We start from the raw sequence: 15981 nt of genomic DNA, 5'->3' as shown, positions 1-15981 counted from the left end.
CCTTTCATACATAGATTGAACCCCTTATAATTGTTGAAGATTAATTTATATCTACACAAAAAAGGCTTCCAACTAAATATTTGGAAGCCTCTATGTATGGCAAGACAAAATCTTGCTTTGTATTAGATTAGATATGCATATGATACACCACGTATCATGTCGTACATTCCTTTTCTCGTGTGCCAATATGCTAAAACTTCTAGCTATTTTTCTCTTCTTGAGTTCTGAACAAATACAAACCCTTTTGAGTAAATCTCCGTTACTTATTCTCCATGCCAATCTTCAACCAGCATATGATAAAGTATGCAAGGACAATAAAAGGAACTTAGGCATACAGGAAGTACTTAAATTTTTAAACTTGAATTACCTCTCCCTTTCTATCGTCTTTTACCAAATGAATTTCCCTTTATATATAGAACAACAATTGCAGTAATGATAAACCCCGTGATTACAAATGTCCCAATTCCTGCTCGATATACGATATAGACATCGGTATGCTTAAATACATTCATAATTAAATATATCATTAGTGTTAAAGCAAGCACGATAATAATTGAGGTGAATTTATTTTTACCACGGTACATCATTTCACAACCTTCCACTCCGAAAGTGACTATTCTTTTGCTTTCTGCTCTATACTTATGTACGAAACAAGCTAAGATATGACAAGTCACTCTGCACACATTCTCCACAACTATTCTCTATAATATGCGATAGGTGATGCTATGAAGAATTTATCCGTAAAACTAGGACTTATATTTTTCTTGATTATATTTACTTTAGAACTCTTTCTATTTTTCTTTCTTCACTCTTCCTTAGTTGAGTCGCGAGTGGAAGAGGAACTTTTTGCCTTACAATCTAGGGGAGACGCTCATAGAGATACGTTAAAGACAAGTTTTGAAGCAGATACAATTGAGCATGTAGCCCTAATGGAAAAGGAAGCCAATACGGATGTGATGGTTACAAACTTAAAGGGAAGTGTACTTGCTTCCTCACTTTCAATTGATTTAAAAAAAATAATTTCATCAGGAATGAAGCTACAAAACGGTGTCGTAGAAAATGATTGGAAAAATCAACCCTATATTGTTACTGTAAGCTCTATTCCTAATCAAGGATACGTTTTCATGTTCCAAAACACTGATTCTATTCAAACACTGATTGATCGTTTAAATAATCATTTTTTTATTACCGGATTAATCACAGCTATCTTAACGATTGTGATTATAATATTGCTTTCTATCGCTTTAGTTCGACCGCTTAATAAGATGAAAGAAGCCACGATACAAATAAAAAGTGGCGATTTCTCCATATCTCTACCTGATATAGGAAATGATGAACTTGGTAAACTAGCAAAAACCATCAACCTACTTGCAAGTGAGTTAATGCATTTAAAGGAAGAACGCAGTCAATTTTTAGCTACTATTTCTCATGAATTAAGAACACCGCTCACTTACCTTAAAGGATATGCTGACATTGTTCAAAGAAAGAATCTCTCCATTGAAGAACGTGATAAATATTTATCCATCATTCAGGAAGAAGCCAAAAGAATAAATACACTAGTAGAAGACTTATTTGAATTAGCAAAAATAGATCAATACGGCTTTGAAATGAAGAAACAAACCATTCAGTTAAGCGAATTCATAGCCCATTTACATCATAAATTTGAACCAGCTTTCTTGCATCAATCCATGAGATTACATGTGGAAATGCCCCAAAAAGATATTAATGTGAATATCGATTCTGCTAGAGTAGAACAAATGCTTTATAACCTTTTGGATAATTCTTTGAAATATAGTCAAACAGCTACGGAAACAACATTAAAAATATGGACGAATACAAAAGATTTATACTTAAGAATTATTGATAACGGAAGTGGCATTCAAGAAAAAGATCTCCCACATATCTTTAAACGCTTTTATCGTGGAACATATAGCAACGATTCATGTAAAGGAGGTTCTGGTCTTGGTCTTTCGATTGTGAAAGAATTAGTCAACGCCCATAATGGTGAGATTACTGTCAAAAGCAACTCAAAAACCGGGACAACTTTTACTATCATGTTAAAAGGAGCGGTATTAAATGAGAAAGATACTTTTAGTAGATGACGAAATGCGGATGCTTGATTTATTAGACCTATATTTATCACAGAACGGGTTTTCTTGTATAAAAAAAACTTCCGGTGCATGTGCGCTTAATTATATGGAAGATCACGCTATTGAACTAGTTATCATTGATGTAATGATGCCTGATATGGACGGGTGGGATCTATGTCAATTGATTAAACAACAAAGTGATGTGCCGATTATTATGTTAACAGCGAAAGGAAGTAAACCAGATGTCGTCAAGGGGCTAACCATTGGTGCCGACGATTATATTGCAAAACCATTTGATGAAGAAGAACTTATCGCTAGAATCGAAGCTGTCTTAAGAAGAACAAAATCAACTGGCAGTGAAATCATATTTAAAGAACTACAGTTAAATAAGGAATCCTATGATTTTTACTATCAAAAGAAAAAAATCCCTGTCACGCAAAAAGAATTTGTGTTACTTGAGCTTTTTTTATCTCATCAAAATCATGTTTTCTCTCGCGAACATCTCATTACGAAAATTTGGGGATACGGTGTATATATCGAAGATCGAACAGTTGATTCACATATACGAAATATAAGAGAAAAGCTACGTGAAGTCGACTTCCCTATTGATCAGCATTTACAAACCGTATGGGGAATTGGATATAAATGGGTATCATAATCTTTCCTTTTGTTCAGAATGAAGAAGACAATATTCCTTCATATAATCTGCAAATTTACGATTTATAATAATTGCAAATCCATTAAAGGAGATGACCTAAATGAAAAAGCAACTAACCGTTGGAATAATTGCCTTGTTGGCAATGGTATTTTTAGCTGCTTGTACTAACAACAATGATTCATCACCAACTAATGATGAAACGAACGAACAAGAAGAAATGAATCATGAAGAGATGGACCATGAAGGAATGGATCATTCTAGTGATGGTGAAATCCCGGAAGGCCTAGAAAAAGCGGATGAACCCACTTACGCTGTGGGCTCTACAGTTACAATAAAAAATGGACATATGGAAGGCATGGAAGGTGCGGAGGCAAAGATTGTTGGCGCCTATAATACAACAGCTTATGCAGTAAACTATACCCCTACTTCTGGTGGTGACCCTGTGAAAAATCACAAATGGATTATTCATGAAGAGCTTGAAGAACCAGGTGAAGCACCATTACAAGAGGGAGAAACCGCTGTGACTACTGCTGATCATATGGAAGGTATGAAGGGCGCAGAAGTAGAAATCGCTTCAAGTGAAGACACAACCGTTTATATGATTGACTATACGCCAACCACTGGTGTGGAAAAAGTCAAAAACCATAAATGGGTTACGGAAGCCGAATTAGAAAGATAAGAAGCAAATCGGCTCTAGTATAATCAAAAGTTGAATCATAGCATAATATCTTGTCCACATATCTTTTAGCAATCGCCAAGAGTTATGTGGACTTGCTTTTTCTATTGTGGTGTATCCACTTGAGTGGATATTCTCTATTTACCTATCTCTTATGTTTTCAAGTGTCTTGAATTATATTAGGTTGAGTTCTATCATCTCTCTCTTTTTATTCAATTCTTTTAAAATAATTTCCCCATATAATACTCATCATAATATTCTCCGTCCATTAATAACGATCTTCGCTTCACCCCTTCTACTTCAAAACCTATTTTTTTGTATAGTGCAAGTGCTGCTTCATTTTCTGATACTACTGTCAATTCAATCCGCATGATAGCTTGATGATTGGCCCATGCTAGTACCGCCTGTAATAATTGCCCTCCAACTCCCATTCCTCTGTAATCTTTATGAACACCGACAACAATACTCGCACAATGTTTTTTCTTTCGTACCGTTTCTTTGATCACAAGTGTATACCCAATCAATCGTTCTTCATCTTCGGCACCAATAACCGTTATATTATCTCTATTAATAATGGCCTCTGCTCCTTCAACTGTTAATGTTCTTTCCCCTGCTTCCATCAACATATAAGGACTGCTTGCCTCTACATCCTCCATTAATTGTACAAGTTGTTTCGCATCATCTACGGAAAGCTCTTTGATTATCATTCAAAACTCCAACCTTTCTCGATATGTACATTCTTACCTTCTAACGATTCAATATGGCCATTTTTCAAATATACACTTGCTTCATCATCCAAGCCCAACCCCTTCTCTGTCTTCGTTTCAGTCATCACAGCAAGTAGGTTCTGCTTTTCATTCCATTTTGAATAATGAGCAGCGATAATATAATTCTGTAAAATACCTAAGCCATTTAAAATCATCAGCTTATCTCCTTTATAATCGCTCGGGGAAACCATACAATATTCTGAGCAGATCAAAGCACCGGCAGAAAAGCCTGCGATTGGCACTCCTTCTTGAAAAAGTTGCTTTATTCCTACCCTTTTAGTTACGATATAGTGATGATAGGACAGTGTGTCACCGCCACATATAATAATGCCAGTTATTTTTTCACTACGGATTGAGTTCGTCTCTTCTAATAAATAATAGCGAAAATCAGTTACACCTTCTTCTTCTAAAATATGCTGATATTTAGGCATATAAGTTTGCCAGCCTTTACGATTTAAACAAAATATCGCTACATGTCCATTTTTTTGATTACAGAGACTAGCAAACTGCTTTCCATGAATTCTTCCAAAGGGCGGACTTCCACCAAATAAAAATAAATGTTGATCCATAAACACACCTCCAGTTTCTTCAACTTTTCTTTTACATTACGAATTCTATTTCTTAAGCAAACATTAGCATAATTAATAAATAAAAAGTTTTTTTCCGCACAAACTTTTTCTATGAGATCAATCGTCTATCCATTGTACAAAGTTTTTTAAAAGGAGCTCCTTGAAAGATGAATAACCAAAATTTGTTTGTACAAATGATTGAAGAGCATAAACAAGATTACTACCGGCTTGCTTATAGTTATGTTAGAAACCAAGCAGATGCCTTAGATATTGTCAGTGAATCCATAAAAAAAGGATTGCTTTCAATGAATAAATTAGAAAATGTAGATGCATTAAGAAGTTGGTTCTATAAGATTATCGTACGTACATCGCTCGACTTCTTAAAAAAGCATAAACGCATGACTGTATCAGATCATGACACAATCACCTATTTGCAAAGTGGAGAACATGATGATTATATGCATTTTGACTTACATGATGCATTAGCACAATTGCCCTTACAATATAAAACGGTCATTTTACTACGCTATTTTGAAGACTTAAAGATTCAAGAAATTGCTACTGTAATAGATGAAAATGTCAATACAGTCAAGACTCGATTATATCGCGGCTTAAAATTATTAAAGCTTGAACTGACAGAAGGAGATGAAATGGATGAGTAACCGACTGAAAGAATGGCGTAGACAATATAATGATATACCTATACCAACAGAGTTAGATGATATTATAGAAAGTGCACTAACTAGTCACACTCAACAAAAGCATACGAAAAAGCGTTGGATATGGCCAACTAGTATTGTGGCAGCTGCGAGTATTTTTACAGCAACAGTAAACTTTAGCCCTCAGGCGGCAAAAGCAATGTCAGAAGTACCTATTTTAAAACAAATTATTGAGGTTATTACCATTGATAAAATACACGAGGAACAAGAAAGTAAATCCATTGATGTAGAGATACCAGAAATCTCTGGTCTAGAAAATCACCAACTAGAAACTCATTTAAATCAAGCTTTTCTTGAAAAAGGAAAGCAATTATATCAAGAATATATGGATAGTAATGGTCACCTAGCTATTCAAAGTGATTACTCCATTGTGAATGAAAATAATCAGATACTTTCTATTGAACTTAATACGTTTAAAGCTGAAGCATCTGGATATGAACAAAAAGATTACCTTACGATTGATAAAGAATTACAAACCGTTATTACTTTACCTAGTTTATTTACTTCAGAAGCATATGTAGAGATAATAAGTGAAGAAATTAAAAAGCAAATGAAGCAGAATATGGCCAATGATGAAAATCTTATTTATTGGCTAGATGATGTCGAATCATTTACTACTATTAATCACGATCAACCATTCTTTATCAACGAAGATAACCACCTGATCATCTCTTTTAATGAATATGAAGTGGCACCTGGTTATATGGGCGTTGTTCAGTTTGAAATTCCAACTGAGATCATCGATGAAATACTAGTAAGTGACCGTTATATAAACTAAGTATGATTTGAATAAATAGAAATGAGGCCTCTCCTACTTAAAAAAGAGGGGTCTTACTTTTTGGGAAGAAGCCATAATTGTAAACTTGAATTTTAAATGACCTTTTCTAATATATCATTGATCATTTCAAGATTCTTTTCTCCTGTTAACTGCTTATTTTTCCCTATTAAACAGGACTTTTCCCCCTTATAATATATCATTCTTTCCACCTATCCAAATCATTACATAATAAGAGTAAAATGAATAATTGTAGTGCTTTTTTATCGCTATTCTGCAAATTTTTTTACAAGCTTTTTGAAACTAATTACGACATAATCATCGTCTATTTTATATACATAAAGTTCAATAGAAAATACGTAAATAATTTAGAGGTTCACTTTAAAACGGAGGAAGGTTCCCTCCGTCAGCTAGAGTTTAATTGCATCAAAAATGGAGGACGTACATATGAAAAAAAAGACACACACACATTATATTACCGGGCTCGACGGACTGAGAGCGATTGCAGTCTTAGCCGTCATCGCCTATCACTTTCGCTTTGATTGGGCAGAAGGTGGATTTTTAGGCGTTAGCCTTTTCTTTGTTCTATCTGGCTACCTTATTACTTCCACTCTATTACCGGATCAAAACAAAAGCATGAAATTAGATTTGAAGAAGTTCTGGGTTGGCCGTGCTCGCCGCTTATTACCCGCTTCTTATGCAATGATTTTTATTACCTTTGTGTGGGTCGTTCTTTTTCATCAAAACTTGTTATCCGTTATGCGTGGTGATGCGCTAGCTTCTCTATTTTATGTAAGTAACTGGTGGTTTATTTTCCACGAGGTTTCCTATTTTGATAGTTTTGCTGCTCCATCTCCAATAAAAAACCTATGGTCACTGGCAATTGAAGAACAATTCTATCTATTATGGCCACTTGCCCTAACGGCTCTAATTTATATCTTCAAGCATCGAGCAACTGTTTCAAAGATTATCTTTTTAGGTGCTTTATTATCTTGTTTATGGATGTCATTACAATATGATCCCAATGGTGATCCTAGCAGAGTTTATTATGGGACTGATACACGTTCATTTGAATTATTAATTGGTTGTTGGCTAGCACTTGTTTGGCCAATGAAAAGGCTATCAGCTAAAAAGCTATCACCCCAACTAAAACAAACACTTAATGTAACCAGTGTCGGTGCGCTAGTGATTTTGTTACTATGCATGTTTACCATTAATGAATATAATCCGTTTCTATATATTGGGGGCTTGTTCCTTATTGCACTCCTATCAGCGGTTGTTATTGCTTGTGTCTGTCACCCATCAAGTATATTAAGCAAGTGGCTATCATGGAAACCCCTTAGGTGGATTGGTACTCGCTCATATGGTATTTATTTATGGCATTATCCAATTATTATTTTAACAACGCCTCTCGACCAAATAGCGGCACCGCAGTTATGGAGAGTGCTATTACAGCTCATTGCTATTTTTGCAATAGCAGAAGTTTCCTACCGATTCTTAGAGCAACCGATTAGAAAGTATGGTTTTAGAGCATTCTTTAAAAATTTCAAGAAAATAAATCCGCTCAAATGGAAAAGTTTAAATGTACAATGTAGAGTTGGTGCAGCTTTTGTCCCATTAGTAGCTATTATCTTTATTGCTGGTATGACGGGAGTTGTCAAGGGAGAAGAGCAAGAAGAGAAACCAACAGAGTTAGTTATTTCCCAAGAAAACAGTGAAGATCAACCGAAAGAAGAAACGAAAGAAGAAGCTTCCAACGTTCCAGAGAAAAATGACTCTTCTGAAGAAGCACCAGAGGAGAATACAGAAGGTACGGAAGAAGTTGAGAATGAAGCAGAAAAACAGGCAGAGCCACTCCCTGCCGCTGAGCATTATAACCAAATTCTTGCCATTGGTGATTCATTAATGCTTGATGTTGCACCAAGTCTACAGTTACGCTTTCCTGCTATTACGATTGATGCAAAGGTAGGGCGTCAAGTTCATCAAGCAGTCGATGTTAGCCAGCAATACACTTCCTTTAACCAAAAAGGAAATGCGATCATTTTCATGCTAGGTACAAACGGCTTTTTCCGTGAAAAGCATTTAGATGAACTGGTTGATTTATTTAGTGAAGCAGATATTTACCTTGTAAATACAAAGGTACCACGTTCATGGGAAGAAGATGTAAATAAAGCTTTATTGGAAAAAGCGGAAGTTGAAGACCATGTCACACTAGTCGATTGGCACAAACTCGGAGAAAATCATCCCGAATACTTCGGAGGTGATGGCGTCCATGTAGGAAAAACAGGGGCAGAATCACTAGCTGAGCTAATCGAAACAGAAATGAATAACTATATTGAAGCATCCATAGAAGAAAAATAATCAACAAAGTGCCGCTGAACCCAAAAATGTTCAGCGGCCTTTTTTATATCAGCTGCATGCTAATTGTTGAACCATTGTGGAGAGTGAAATTCCGATAAAAAATATAGAAGAAACGACTTGTGTTTTCTCGGGTGCAAATTCTAAAATGGTGAGCTATGGTAACCCGTTTGCTCGTTCACTTGGTGGAGAATCTTCAAAGTAAATATCTGCACCTATTAAGAGAGGTAACAAGAAAAAGTTGTTCCAGTTAAAACTAGGACAAATACTTACCTCCAGCGAACTCCTCCGTATCTATTCTCACCTCTATGTTTGTCTTATCTGTTTTCCTATCTCAAGCACCGATTCCCGGTCAACGTAATGTTCAATTGCTCTGCTTTCGTTTACTGTTTTCTATCTGAACGACTCGCTATCGCCATTTGCTCTCCCCTCGGTTCCTGTTTTCTACCTGAGCGACTCGCTATCGCCATTTGCTCTCCTCTCGTCTCCTATTTTCCACCTGAGCGACTCGCTATCGCTATTTGCTCTCCTCTCGTTTCCTGTCTCTCATCTGAGTGACTCACAAACACCATTTGCTCTCCTCTCGTTTCCTGTTTTCCATCTGAGCGACTCGCTATCACCATTTGCTCTCCTCTCGTCTCCTGTTTTCCACCTGAGCGACTCGCAAACACCATTTGCTCTCCTCTCGTTTCCTGTTTTCTACCTGAGCGACTCGCTATCGCTATTTGCTCTCCTCTCGGTTCCTGTTTTCCATCTGAGTGACTCGCAAACACCATTTGCTCTCCTCTCGTCTCCTGTTTTCTACCTGAGCGACTCGCTATCGCCATTGCTCTCCTCTCATTTCCTGTTATCCACCTGAGTGACTCACAAACACCATTTGCTCTCCTCTCGTCTCCTGTTTTCTACCTGAGCGACTCGCTATCGCTATTTGCTCTCCTCTCGGTTCCTGTTTTCCATCTGAGCGACTCGCTATCACCATTTGCTCTCCTCTCGTCTCCTGTTTTCCACCTGAGTGACTCGCAAACACCATTTGCTCTCCTCTCGTCTCCTGTTTTCCATCTGAGCGACTCGCAAACACCATTTGCTCTCCTCTCGTTTCCTGTTTTCCATCTAAGCGATTCGCAAACACCATTTGCTCTCCTCTCGTCTCCTATTTTCCATCTGAGCGACTCGCTATCGCCATTGCTCACCTCTCGTCTCCTATTTCTCATCTGAGCCACTCGCAAACGCCATTTGCTAAAGCTTTCATCACTATTTCTCCGTTTAAATGAGACACAAACCACCTTTGCCTTATCAACTAAAACAAATATTTGTATCTTCCAAAGTAAGCGATTAGCCTACCTGCAACTACAAAAGTGCCTCACCCACTACTACTACTTCTATAAGCTATTTGTTGAAAACTTATTTTTCGCATACATATAAGTCACTGCCAATGCTAAAACGAGTACAGTCCCTTTAATAATATCAAAACCATAATAAGGTAGATTCAAAATAGTTAAACCATTTAATAATACACCGATGACTGCTGCGCCAAAAAATGTACCTAACGCATTTGGTTTTCCAGCCCCTAGTACCGAGTAGCCAACAAATACAGCTGCAACAGCCTCCATCAGTAGTGGTGCACCTGCATCGATTTGCCCTGATCCTACCCTAGCAGTAAATAAAATGCCTGCTATGCTAGCAAAAATTCCTGAAATTACATAAGCCATGCATTTGATTTTCTTTACTTTTACACCAGATAAGGTCGCAGCTTCGGCATTCCCTCCTGTCATATAAAAGATTCTGCCCCATCTCGTATAATTCAAAAAACAGTAGGAAGCTAACACTAGAATGACCATGATCCATACAGGTACAGGGATACCTAATAAATGGCCTTGACCAATCCATAGAAAGGCATTAGAAAACTCACCAATTGCTGTCCCACCAGAAGTCAGTGGCATATGGTTATAAATTGAGTATCCTTCTGTATAAGTCCGATGTAATCCCGCTACGATGTACATACTGCTCAATGTTGCTAATAAATCGGGAATACCTATCACAACAATTAAGAACGAATTAAATAATCCAACTGCCACTCCAACGATAATTGGTAATAGTAGAACTAACCATAGCGGTAAATCATACCAAACCATCAATGAAGCTGTAAAAACAGTTGCTAATGACATCGTGGAGCCAACAGATAAATCAAAACCGTCAACTACTAATGTAAATGTGACCCCGAGCGCGAGCACAGTGACAATCGAAATGGAACGTAATATATCCGAAAAATTATCATAGGTTAAAAAGAATGGGCTCACACTTGTAAAATAAAAAATAATAAGAATAAGTAAAGTAATTGCCCCGTATTTAAATAGAAATGCGATCAATTGGTCCTTCATGATTGACTTCCTTTCCACCACTTGCATATAACAGAATCTTTTCTTGCGTTGCCTCTTTTTGCGTAAATTCTTTCACGATTTTGCCATCATACATCACTAATACTCTATGGCAAACTGTTAATAATTCTTGGATTTCACTACTAAAATACAAAATGGCCTTGCCTTCCTTTGCAAGCTGTTGAATTAGTTTAAGAATCTCTCTTTTCGCACCGATGTCCACGCCTTTAGTAGGCTCATCAAATAAATAAACCTTCGCTTCACTTGATAACCACTTACCGATAACGATCTTTTGCTGATTTCCCCCACTTAAATGATTCACCTCTACGTCCACATCATTTGCTTTCACCTGCAAAGTTGAAATCACTTCTTCAGTAGCTTTTCTCTCAGCCTTTCTGTTAATAAAACCCCCTTTTACGTACTTTTTCAGCTGTGGGAAAGTTACATTCTTCGATATCGTTTCATTAATGAATAGACCTTCTTTCCGCCTTTCTTCAGGAATATGAGTGATACCACAAGCAATAGCTGTTTTTGGATGCTTCACCTGTATCTTCTTACCAGAGACTCTGATTTCTCCTGAAGTGGCTGGTGTATTTCCAAATATTGTTTTCGCTAGTTCTGTTTTTCCAGCACCTACCAAGCCCGCAATTCCTACAACTTCACCTTCATATACATTTAAACTAATATTTTGTAACTTTCCTAGATTGATATTCTTAAGTGCTAAAACCTCTTCCCCTCGTTTATAACTGTGCATAACGTTTCTTTCCTCATGCCATACTTCTCCAAGCATTTGTTCAATTACCATTTCCTGCGTTATCTGAGCAATTGGTACGGTTGAAATCCGACATCCGTCTCTCATAACCGTTACCACATCTGCAATGGCGAATACTTCAGGTAATCGATGTGTAATAAAAATACAACCAATTCCCTTTACTCTCAGTTGCCTAATTACATGAAATAATTTCTCTGCTTCTATATGTGATAATGGAGCGGTTGGCTCATCAAAAATAATGACTTTAGTCGTTTGCACTAACGCCCGAGCTATGAGAACCAATTGCTTTTTAGCAAGACTTAGATTTGAAGCTGCTTGATTTAGCTCAATATCATTCACCTCGAGTAATGTTAATGCTTCCTGTGCCTGACGATGTAGATCCTTACGAGAGAAGTACCACCCTTTCTCTTGTGAAAAGCGATCAAGCATAATATTTTCCGCTACAGTAAGCTGTGGAACAATGGCTGTATCAACCTCCTGATAAACGCAAAATATTCCTTTTTCTTTCGCGTCACTAGGGTGTTGAAAAGTTGCTTTTTCGTGGTTAATCAAAATTTCTCCTTGGTCTTGTCTATATACCCCAGAGAGAATTTTCATTAATGTACTTTTCCCAGCTCCATTTGCTCCAAGCAAGGCATGTATTTCTCCTTTATGAACCACTAACTCCCCGTTCTTTAATGCCGTAACTTTTCCAAAACTCTTACTAATCTTTTTCATTTCCAAAACAACTTCACTCACTTAAAGGAGACCTCCTTCATAGATACAAAAACCGACTCTCTAAAAGTCGGTTGACTAGCTACAAACCATTTCATTCAATTGCCCTCAAGTGCTTTTAATTCTTCCGTATAGCCTTGTTCACTTTCTCCCCAACCATCTATATATTCATGCAGTTCGTTTGTTGTAATTGCCTCATCAGGTAATTGACTTTTCTCTACAAAAACAGGATCAAGGATAACTTTTTCTTTAGGCGAATCACCGTTTAATTTTTGGTACAAATATCGAACTTGAATACGACCAATATCTTTTGGATCAACGGCAGATGTCGCTTCCCATGAACTGTTTTCTTTTTGTATCAGTTGCAGGTCTTCGTCACTCATATCAATCCCGTAGACTTTAATATCTTCTCTTCCTGCCTGCTCTAGCGCTCTGACAGCTCCTTTAGCAAACTCATCCCAAGCTGCCCAAACTGCTGTTATTTCACCTTCATTTGGATATTGTTTTAGGATTGCTTCCATTTGTGCTTGAGTATCTAATGCTGTATTATCGGTGGCAGCACCAAATGCTGCTACTTCCTTAATATCTGTATTCTCTTTTAAAAATTGTTCATAAGCTACTTGTCTTCTTTCCATCGGTGCAAATCCAGCTACCCAAATCTTAACAATATTTGCTTTCCCTCCTGCATCTGCAGCAAGCTTGGTTAATGTCAACTTCGCCATTTCTTCATCGCCTTGTTGAAGTACAGTTACATCTTTCACTGCAATATCAGCATCAAAGACCACTACAGGTATATTTTGTGCAGCCGCTTTTTCTACTCCTTGCGTTAACGCTTCCTTCGTTCCATGATCAATTAATATCCCATCAAATTTTTGATTAATCGCTGCATCTAAATTGGAAGCCATTTTTGCTAAGTCACCTTCAGAAGTAAATACTTGAACGGTTCCACCAAACTTTTCTACCTGCTCTTTTACCCCTTCAATATATTGTGCAGAAAAAGTTCCTAAATTAATTTGCATGATTAGTGCGATCTTTTTATTAGCTAACGGATGTACACTATTCTCTTTAGTTGATGCAGTTGCTTCACTACTTGAATTGCTTCCTTTTGGCTGGCAGCCTGCCAAGATTAAAATAAAAATAATAAGAAACGCTAATAGTATACGATTGTTCTTCATGCCCTAACTCCCTCTTCTGCTTTATTCAATTGTGCCAATTTGTTTCGATCAGCTTCAAAAATGCCTTTTTCAGTAATAATTGCAGTAATTAAATTAGCCGTTGTCACATCAAACGCCGGATTAAACACTTTCGTTCCTTCTGGTGTGATCTGGTTTGGCCCAATATGAGTCACCTCTTCTGCCAACCTCTCCTCAATCGGAATATCTGCCCCTGATGCGATAGAAAAGTCAAATGTCGATAATGGCGCAGCTATATAGAAAGGAATTTGAAAATAGTTTGCTAAAATAGCTAGTTGCCATGTACCGATTTTATTCGCTGTATCTCCATTGCTGGCAATACGATCGGCCCCGACTATAATCGCTTCAATCCCCTTGGTTGCTATGGTATGAGCAGCCATATTATCAGTAATGACCGTCACATCCACATTGGACTGTTGAAGCTCCCAAGCAGTTAGGCGCGCTCCCTGAAGAACCGGTCTCGTTTCACAAGCATATACTTGAAAGTCAACACCCTTCTCCTTGCCTAAATGAAACGGCGCTAGCGCTGTACCATATTTTCCCGTAGCAATCGTCCCCGCATTGCAAATCGTTAATACCTTTTTCCTTCCATTCAATAGACTTAGTGCATTTTCACCAATTTGGCGACAAATCTCCTCGTCTTCTTGATGTATTTTCTTTGCTTCTTGCTCCAAACTGATAATTGTCTCCTCTGTTGAATACAGCGTTTCTATTACTTTCATCATTCGATCCAAAGCCCAGAACAAATTAACAGCTGTCGGTCTAGAGCCCGCTAGATAAAGATAATCTTCATGAATTCTAAGATGGAAAGTTTCAATGTCGACCCCTTCGTATTTTTTTGCAGCAATCGCTAAACCATAAGCAGCAGTAATTCCAATAGCTGGCGCCCCTCTTACTTTCAACTGAATAATTGCCTCAAAGACATCTTCAATGGTTTCGAGTTCTATCCATCTTGTTTGATGGGGTAATAAGGTTTGATCAAGAATTTTCAATCTACCTTCTTGCCATTCAATTGGTGTTGGTATACTCATGATGTATACGCCTCCAGTTCCTTAAGAAGTTGCGAGATTGTTACTATGTTTTTGCGATTAATAATCAAGGATGAACCTAATTGAATCGTTGCCTTCTTCACATATAATCTAATTGAACTATCTTCTATTCCATCAAGATCCTTCACATGCGACAATCCGATTGTTCTCCGAATTAATTCACACCCTACTACTCCGATAGCATCTTTAAATACTTTAGCTAGAAAAGACTCTAGAGCGCCTGGTACTTTCGTAAAAGGATTAACAACAGAATTTTGCCAAGCTTCTGAAAAATATTGAGAAAACACATCCCATACTTCTTCTATCTGTTGAAGAATAACGATTCTATCGTTTTCGTTTCGTACAAGTACTTGGAAAATGAGATGGGCAATATATTGACCGACATCAAATCCAATCGGACCATAAAAGCCGAACTCAGGATCGATCACCTTCGTCTCACTCTTACTCGCAAATATACTCCCTGTATGTAGGTCACCATGTAGTAAGCTCTCTGCTTCTGTGAGAAAAGCATATTTTATTTTGGCTACTTCAAGTTTCAACTTGTCATTAGCCCATAGTTGCTGAACCACTTCAGCCAACTCAGCTTCAAAATCATTCGTTTCCACATCAAAAAATGGATCGGTGAATACTAAATCCTCAGTGATTTTACATAGTTCAGGATTTGAAAATTTAGCGACCAATTTCTTTTTCTCAAACGGATGAAGAGCAAAATCTGAAGTTGAAAACAATGTCTTTGCTAAGTACTCACCAATATGAGCTGATAAATTCGGATAATGATCCCCTTGAATCAATCCGTCTCTTACAATTGTCAAATGGGAAAGATCCTCCATCACAGTTAATGCTAGCTCTTCATCTGATGCTAGTACTGCTGGGAGGAGGTGAGGAACGAATTCACCATGCTTCTTAAGCACTTCTGCCTCCAGTTTTGCACGTTTAAGTGTTAGAGGCCAGCTTTCTCCGACTACTTTTGCATAAGGGAGTGCTTGCTTAATAATTACACTTTTATGATTAGAAGTAATACGGTAAACATAATTCAAATTACCATCACCAATCTCTTCCACCGTCATTTTTTCATCCGGTAAAAACAGTTTTAAACTCTTCACGTATTCACACGCTGATTCCTCTGTCAAAGCGCGATAACCTATATTATCTAAAACAGCCATATCTCTTCCCCCTTATTTCTTTATTTATCTGTGGCACAAAACAGGGGTGACTACATGAAGAGATGTAGTCGGACCTGCTTTGTCATTACAGAAACAAAAATGC

Annotated in this window: 16 protein-coding genes; 6 read left to right on the top strand and 10 right to left on the bottom strand. The window is 37.4% G+C overall.

Annotated elements, in window-relative coordinates; translation table 11 throughout:
- Nucleotides 1-377: 377 nt before the first annotated feature.
- Nucleotides 378-587, bottom strand: coding sequence for a hypothetical protein (locus U9M49_RS14060; RefSeq protein WP_157733767.1), 210 nt, complete (start codon nt 585-587; stop codon nt 378-380).
- Nucleotides 588-725: 138 nt separating this feature from the next.
- Here U9M49_RS14060 and U9M49_RS14055 point away from each other — a divergent pair, with 138 nt between their 5' ends.
- The 3 genes from U9M49_RS14055 to U9M49_RS14045 all read left to right on the top strand — a co-directional run bounded on the left by U9M49_RS14055 (nt 726) and on the right by U9M49_RS14045 (nt 3427).
- Nucleotides 726-2102, top strand: a complete 1377-nt coding sequence (locus tag U9M49_RS14055) for a HAMP domain-containing sensor histidine kinase (protein WP_322910011.1) — start codon at nt 726-728, stop codon at nt 2100-2102.
- A complete protein-coding gene (locus tag U9M49_RS14050) occupies nt 2077-2748 on the top strand; it encodes a response regulator transcription factor (RefSeq protein ID WP_095370188.1) in 672 nt (223 codons plus the stop codon). The genes U9M49_RS14055 and U9M49_RS14050 overlap by 26 nt, the downstream gene beginning before the upstream one ends.
- Nucleotides 2749-2848: 100 nt before the next feature.
- Nucleotides 2849-3427 carry a YdhK family protein gene (locus U9M49_RS14045; protein WP_095370189.1) on the top strand — a complete coding sequence of 193 codons (579 nt, stop codon included), beginning with the start codon at nt 2849-2851 and terminating at the stop codon, nt 3425-3427.
- Between the two features lie 218 nt (nt 3428-3645).
- Here the strand turns inward: U9M49_RS14045 and U9M49_RS14040 are convergent, their stop codons facing one another.
- Together U9M49_RS14040 and U9M49_RS14035 are read right to left on the bottom strand one after the other, a co-directional pair.
- Nucleotides 3646-4131 (bottom strand): GNAT family N-acetyltransferase, encoded by a 486-nt coding sequence (locus U9M49_RS14040; RefSeq protein ID WP_095370190.1) that lies wholly within the window; start codon nt 4129-4131, stop codon nt 3646-3648.
- Nucleotides 4128-4760 carry a Type 1 glutamine amidotransferase-like domain-containing protein gene (locus U9M49_RS14035; protein ID WP_322910010.1) on the bottom strand — a complete coding sequence of 211 codons (633 nt, stop codon included), beginning with the start codon at nt 4758-4760 and terminating at the stop codon, nt 4128-4130. The genes U9M49_RS14040 and U9M49_RS14035 overlap by 4 nt, the downstream gene beginning before the upstream one ends.
- Before the next feature lie 167 nt (nt 4761-4927).
- Here U9M49_RS14035 and U9M49_RS14030 point away from each other — a divergent pair, with 167 nt between their 5' ends.
- From U9M49_RS14030 to U9M49_RS14020, 3 genes are all read left to right on the top strand, one after another.
- Nucleotides 4928-5422, top strand: coding sequence for a sigma-70 family RNA polymerase sigma factor (locus tag U9M49_RS14030; protein ID WP_095370192.1), 495 nt, complete (start codon nt 4928-4930; stop codon nt 5420-5422).
- The gene (locus U9M49_RS14025; RefSeq protein ID WP_322910009.1) at nt 5415-6257 is read left to right on the top strand and encodes a DUF3298 and DUF4163 domain-containing protein; all 843 of its coding nucleotides are present in this window, start codon (nt 5415-5417) and stop codon (nt 6255-6257) included. The genes U9M49_RS14030 and U9M49_RS14025 overlap by 8 nt, the downstream gene beginning before the upstream one ends.
- Before the next feature lie 444 nt (nt 6258-6701).
- Nucleotides 6702-8615, top strand: a complete 1914-nt coding sequence (locus tag U9M49_RS14020) for an acyltransferase family protein (RefSeq protein ID WP_095370194.1) — start codon at nt 6702-6704, stop codon at nt 8613-8615.
- Nucleotides 8616-9100: 485 nt separating this feature from the next.
- On the opposite strand, the gene U9M49_RS14015 is transcribed toward U9M49_RS14020, so the two are convergent.
- From U9M49_RS14015 to mtnK, 7 genes are all read right to left on the bottom strand, one after another.
- Nucleotides 9101-9439, bottom strand: coding sequence for a hypothetical protein (locus U9M49_RS14015; protein ID WP_322910008.1), 339 nt, complete (start codon nt 9437-9439; stop codon nt 9101-9103).
- 20 nt (nt 9440-9459) lie between these two features.
- Nucleotides 9460-9741 carry a hypothetical protein gene (locus tag U9M49_RS14010; RefSeq protein WP_322910007.1) on the bottom strand — a complete coding sequence of 94 codons (282 nt, stop codon included), beginning with the start codon at nt 9739-9741 and terminating at the stop codon, nt 9460-9462.
- 250 nt (nt 9742-9991) lie between these two features.
- The gene (locus tag U9M49_RS14005) at nt 9992-10990 is read right to left on the bottom strand and encodes an ABC transporter permease (protein ID WP_180316995.1); all 999 of its coding nucleotides are present in this window, start codon (nt 10988-10990) and stop codon (nt 9992-9994) included.
- On the bottom strand, nt 10959-12497 hold the full coding sequence (locus U9M49_RS14000; RefSeq protein WP_095370199.1) for a sugar ABC transporter ATP-binding protein: 1539 nt from the start codon (nt 12495-12497) through the stop codon (nt 10959-10961). The genes U9M49_RS14005 and U9M49_RS14000 overlap by 32 nt, the downstream gene beginning before the upstream one ends.
- Nucleotides 12498-12571: 74 nt before the next feature.
- A complete protein-coding gene (locus U9M49_RS13995) occupies nt 12572-13648 on the bottom strand; it encodes a sugar ABC transporter substrate-binding protein (protein ID WP_322910006.1) in 1077 nt (358 codons plus the stop codon).
- Nucleotides 13645-14697 (bottom strand): S-methyl-5-thioribose-1-phosphate isomerase, encoded by a 1053-nt coding sequence (mtnA, locus tag U9M49_RS13990; RefSeq protein WP_322910005.1) that lies wholly within the window; start codon nt 14695-14697, stop codon nt 13645-13647. Before mtnA ends, U9M49_RS13995 begins: the two co-directional genes overlap by 4 nt.
- Nucleotides 14694-15878 carry an S-methyl-5-thioribose kinase gene (gene mtnK, locus U9M49_RS13985; protein ID WP_307319298.1) on the bottom strand — a complete coding sequence of 395 codons (1185 nt, stop codon included), beginning with the start codon at nt 15876-15878 and terminating at the stop codon, nt 14694-14696. Before mtnK ends, mtnA begins: the two co-directional genes overlap by 4 nt.
- Nucleotides 15879-15981 lie beyond the last annotated feature (103 nt).

This window comes from Cytobacillus sp. OWB-43, from assembly GCF_034651445.1.
Lineage (GTDB): Bacteria > Bacillota > Bacilli > Bacillales > Cytobacillaceae > Cytobacillus > Cytobacillus kochii.
This window is presented reverse-complemented; position numbering and strand designations above follow the sequence as displayed.

What these genes read in the sequence shown, in the direction of transcription:
- U9M49_RS14045 (WP_095370189.1), top strand. Translation starts at nt 2,849, where the DNA reads ATGAAAAAGCAACTAACCGTTGGAATAATTGCCTTGTTGGCAATGGTA.
- U9M49_RS14055 (WP_322910011.1), top strand. Translation starts at nt 726, where the DNA reads ATGAAGAATTTATCCGTAAAACTAGGACTTATATTTTTCTTGATTATA.
- U9M49_RS14015 (WP_322910008.1), bottom strand. Translation starts at nt 9,439, where the DNA reads ATGGCGATAGCGAGTCGCTCAGGTAGAAAACAGGAGACGAGAGGAGAG.
- U9M49_RS14035 (WP_322910010.1), bottom strand. Translation starts at nt 4,760, where the DNA reads ATGGATCAACATTTATTTTTATTTGGTGGAAGTCCGCCCTTTGGAAGA.
- U9M49_RS14030 (WP_095370192.1), top strand. Translation starts at nt 4,928, where the DNA reads ATGAATAACCAAAATTTGTTTGTACAAATGATTGAAGAGCATAAACAA.
- U9M49_RS14025 (WP_322910009.1), top strand. Translation starts at nt 5,415, where the DNA reads ATGAGTAACCGACTGAAAGAATGGCGTAGACAATATAATGATATACCT.
- mtnA (WP_322910005.1), bottom strand. Translation starts at nt 14,697, where the DNA reads ATGAGTATACCAACACCAATTGAATGGCAAGAAGGTAGATTGAAAATT.
- U9M49_RS14020 (WP_095370194.1), top strand. Translation starts at nt 6,702, where the DNA reads ATGAAAAAAAAGACACACACACATTATATTACCGGGCTCGACGGACTG.
- U9M49_RS14005 (WP_180316995.1), bottom strand. Translation starts at nt 10,990, where the DNA reads ATGAAGGACCAATTGATCGCATTTCTATTTAAATACGGGGCAATTACT.
- U9M49_RS14050 (WP_095370188.1), top strand. Translation starts at nt 2,077, where the DNA reads ATGAGAAAGATACTTTTAGTAGATGACGAAATGCGGATGCTTGATTTA.
- U9M49_RS13995 (WP_322910006.1), bottom strand. Translation starts at nt 13,648, where the DNA reads ATGAAGAACAATCGTATACTATTAGCGTTTCTTATTATTTTTATTTTA.
- mtnK (WP_307319298.1), bottom strand. Translation starts at nt 15,878, where the DNA reads ATGGCTGTTTTAGATAATATAGGTTATCGCGCTTTGACAGAGGAATCA.
- U9M49_RS14060 (WP_157733767.1), bottom strand. Translation starts at nt 587, where the DNA reads ATGATGTACCGTGGTAAAAATAAATTCACCTCAATTATTATCGTGCTT.
- U9M49_RS14040 (WP_095370190.1), bottom strand. Translation starts at nt 4,131, where the DNA reads ATGATAATCAAAGAGCTTTCCGTAGATGATGCGAAACAACTTGTACAA.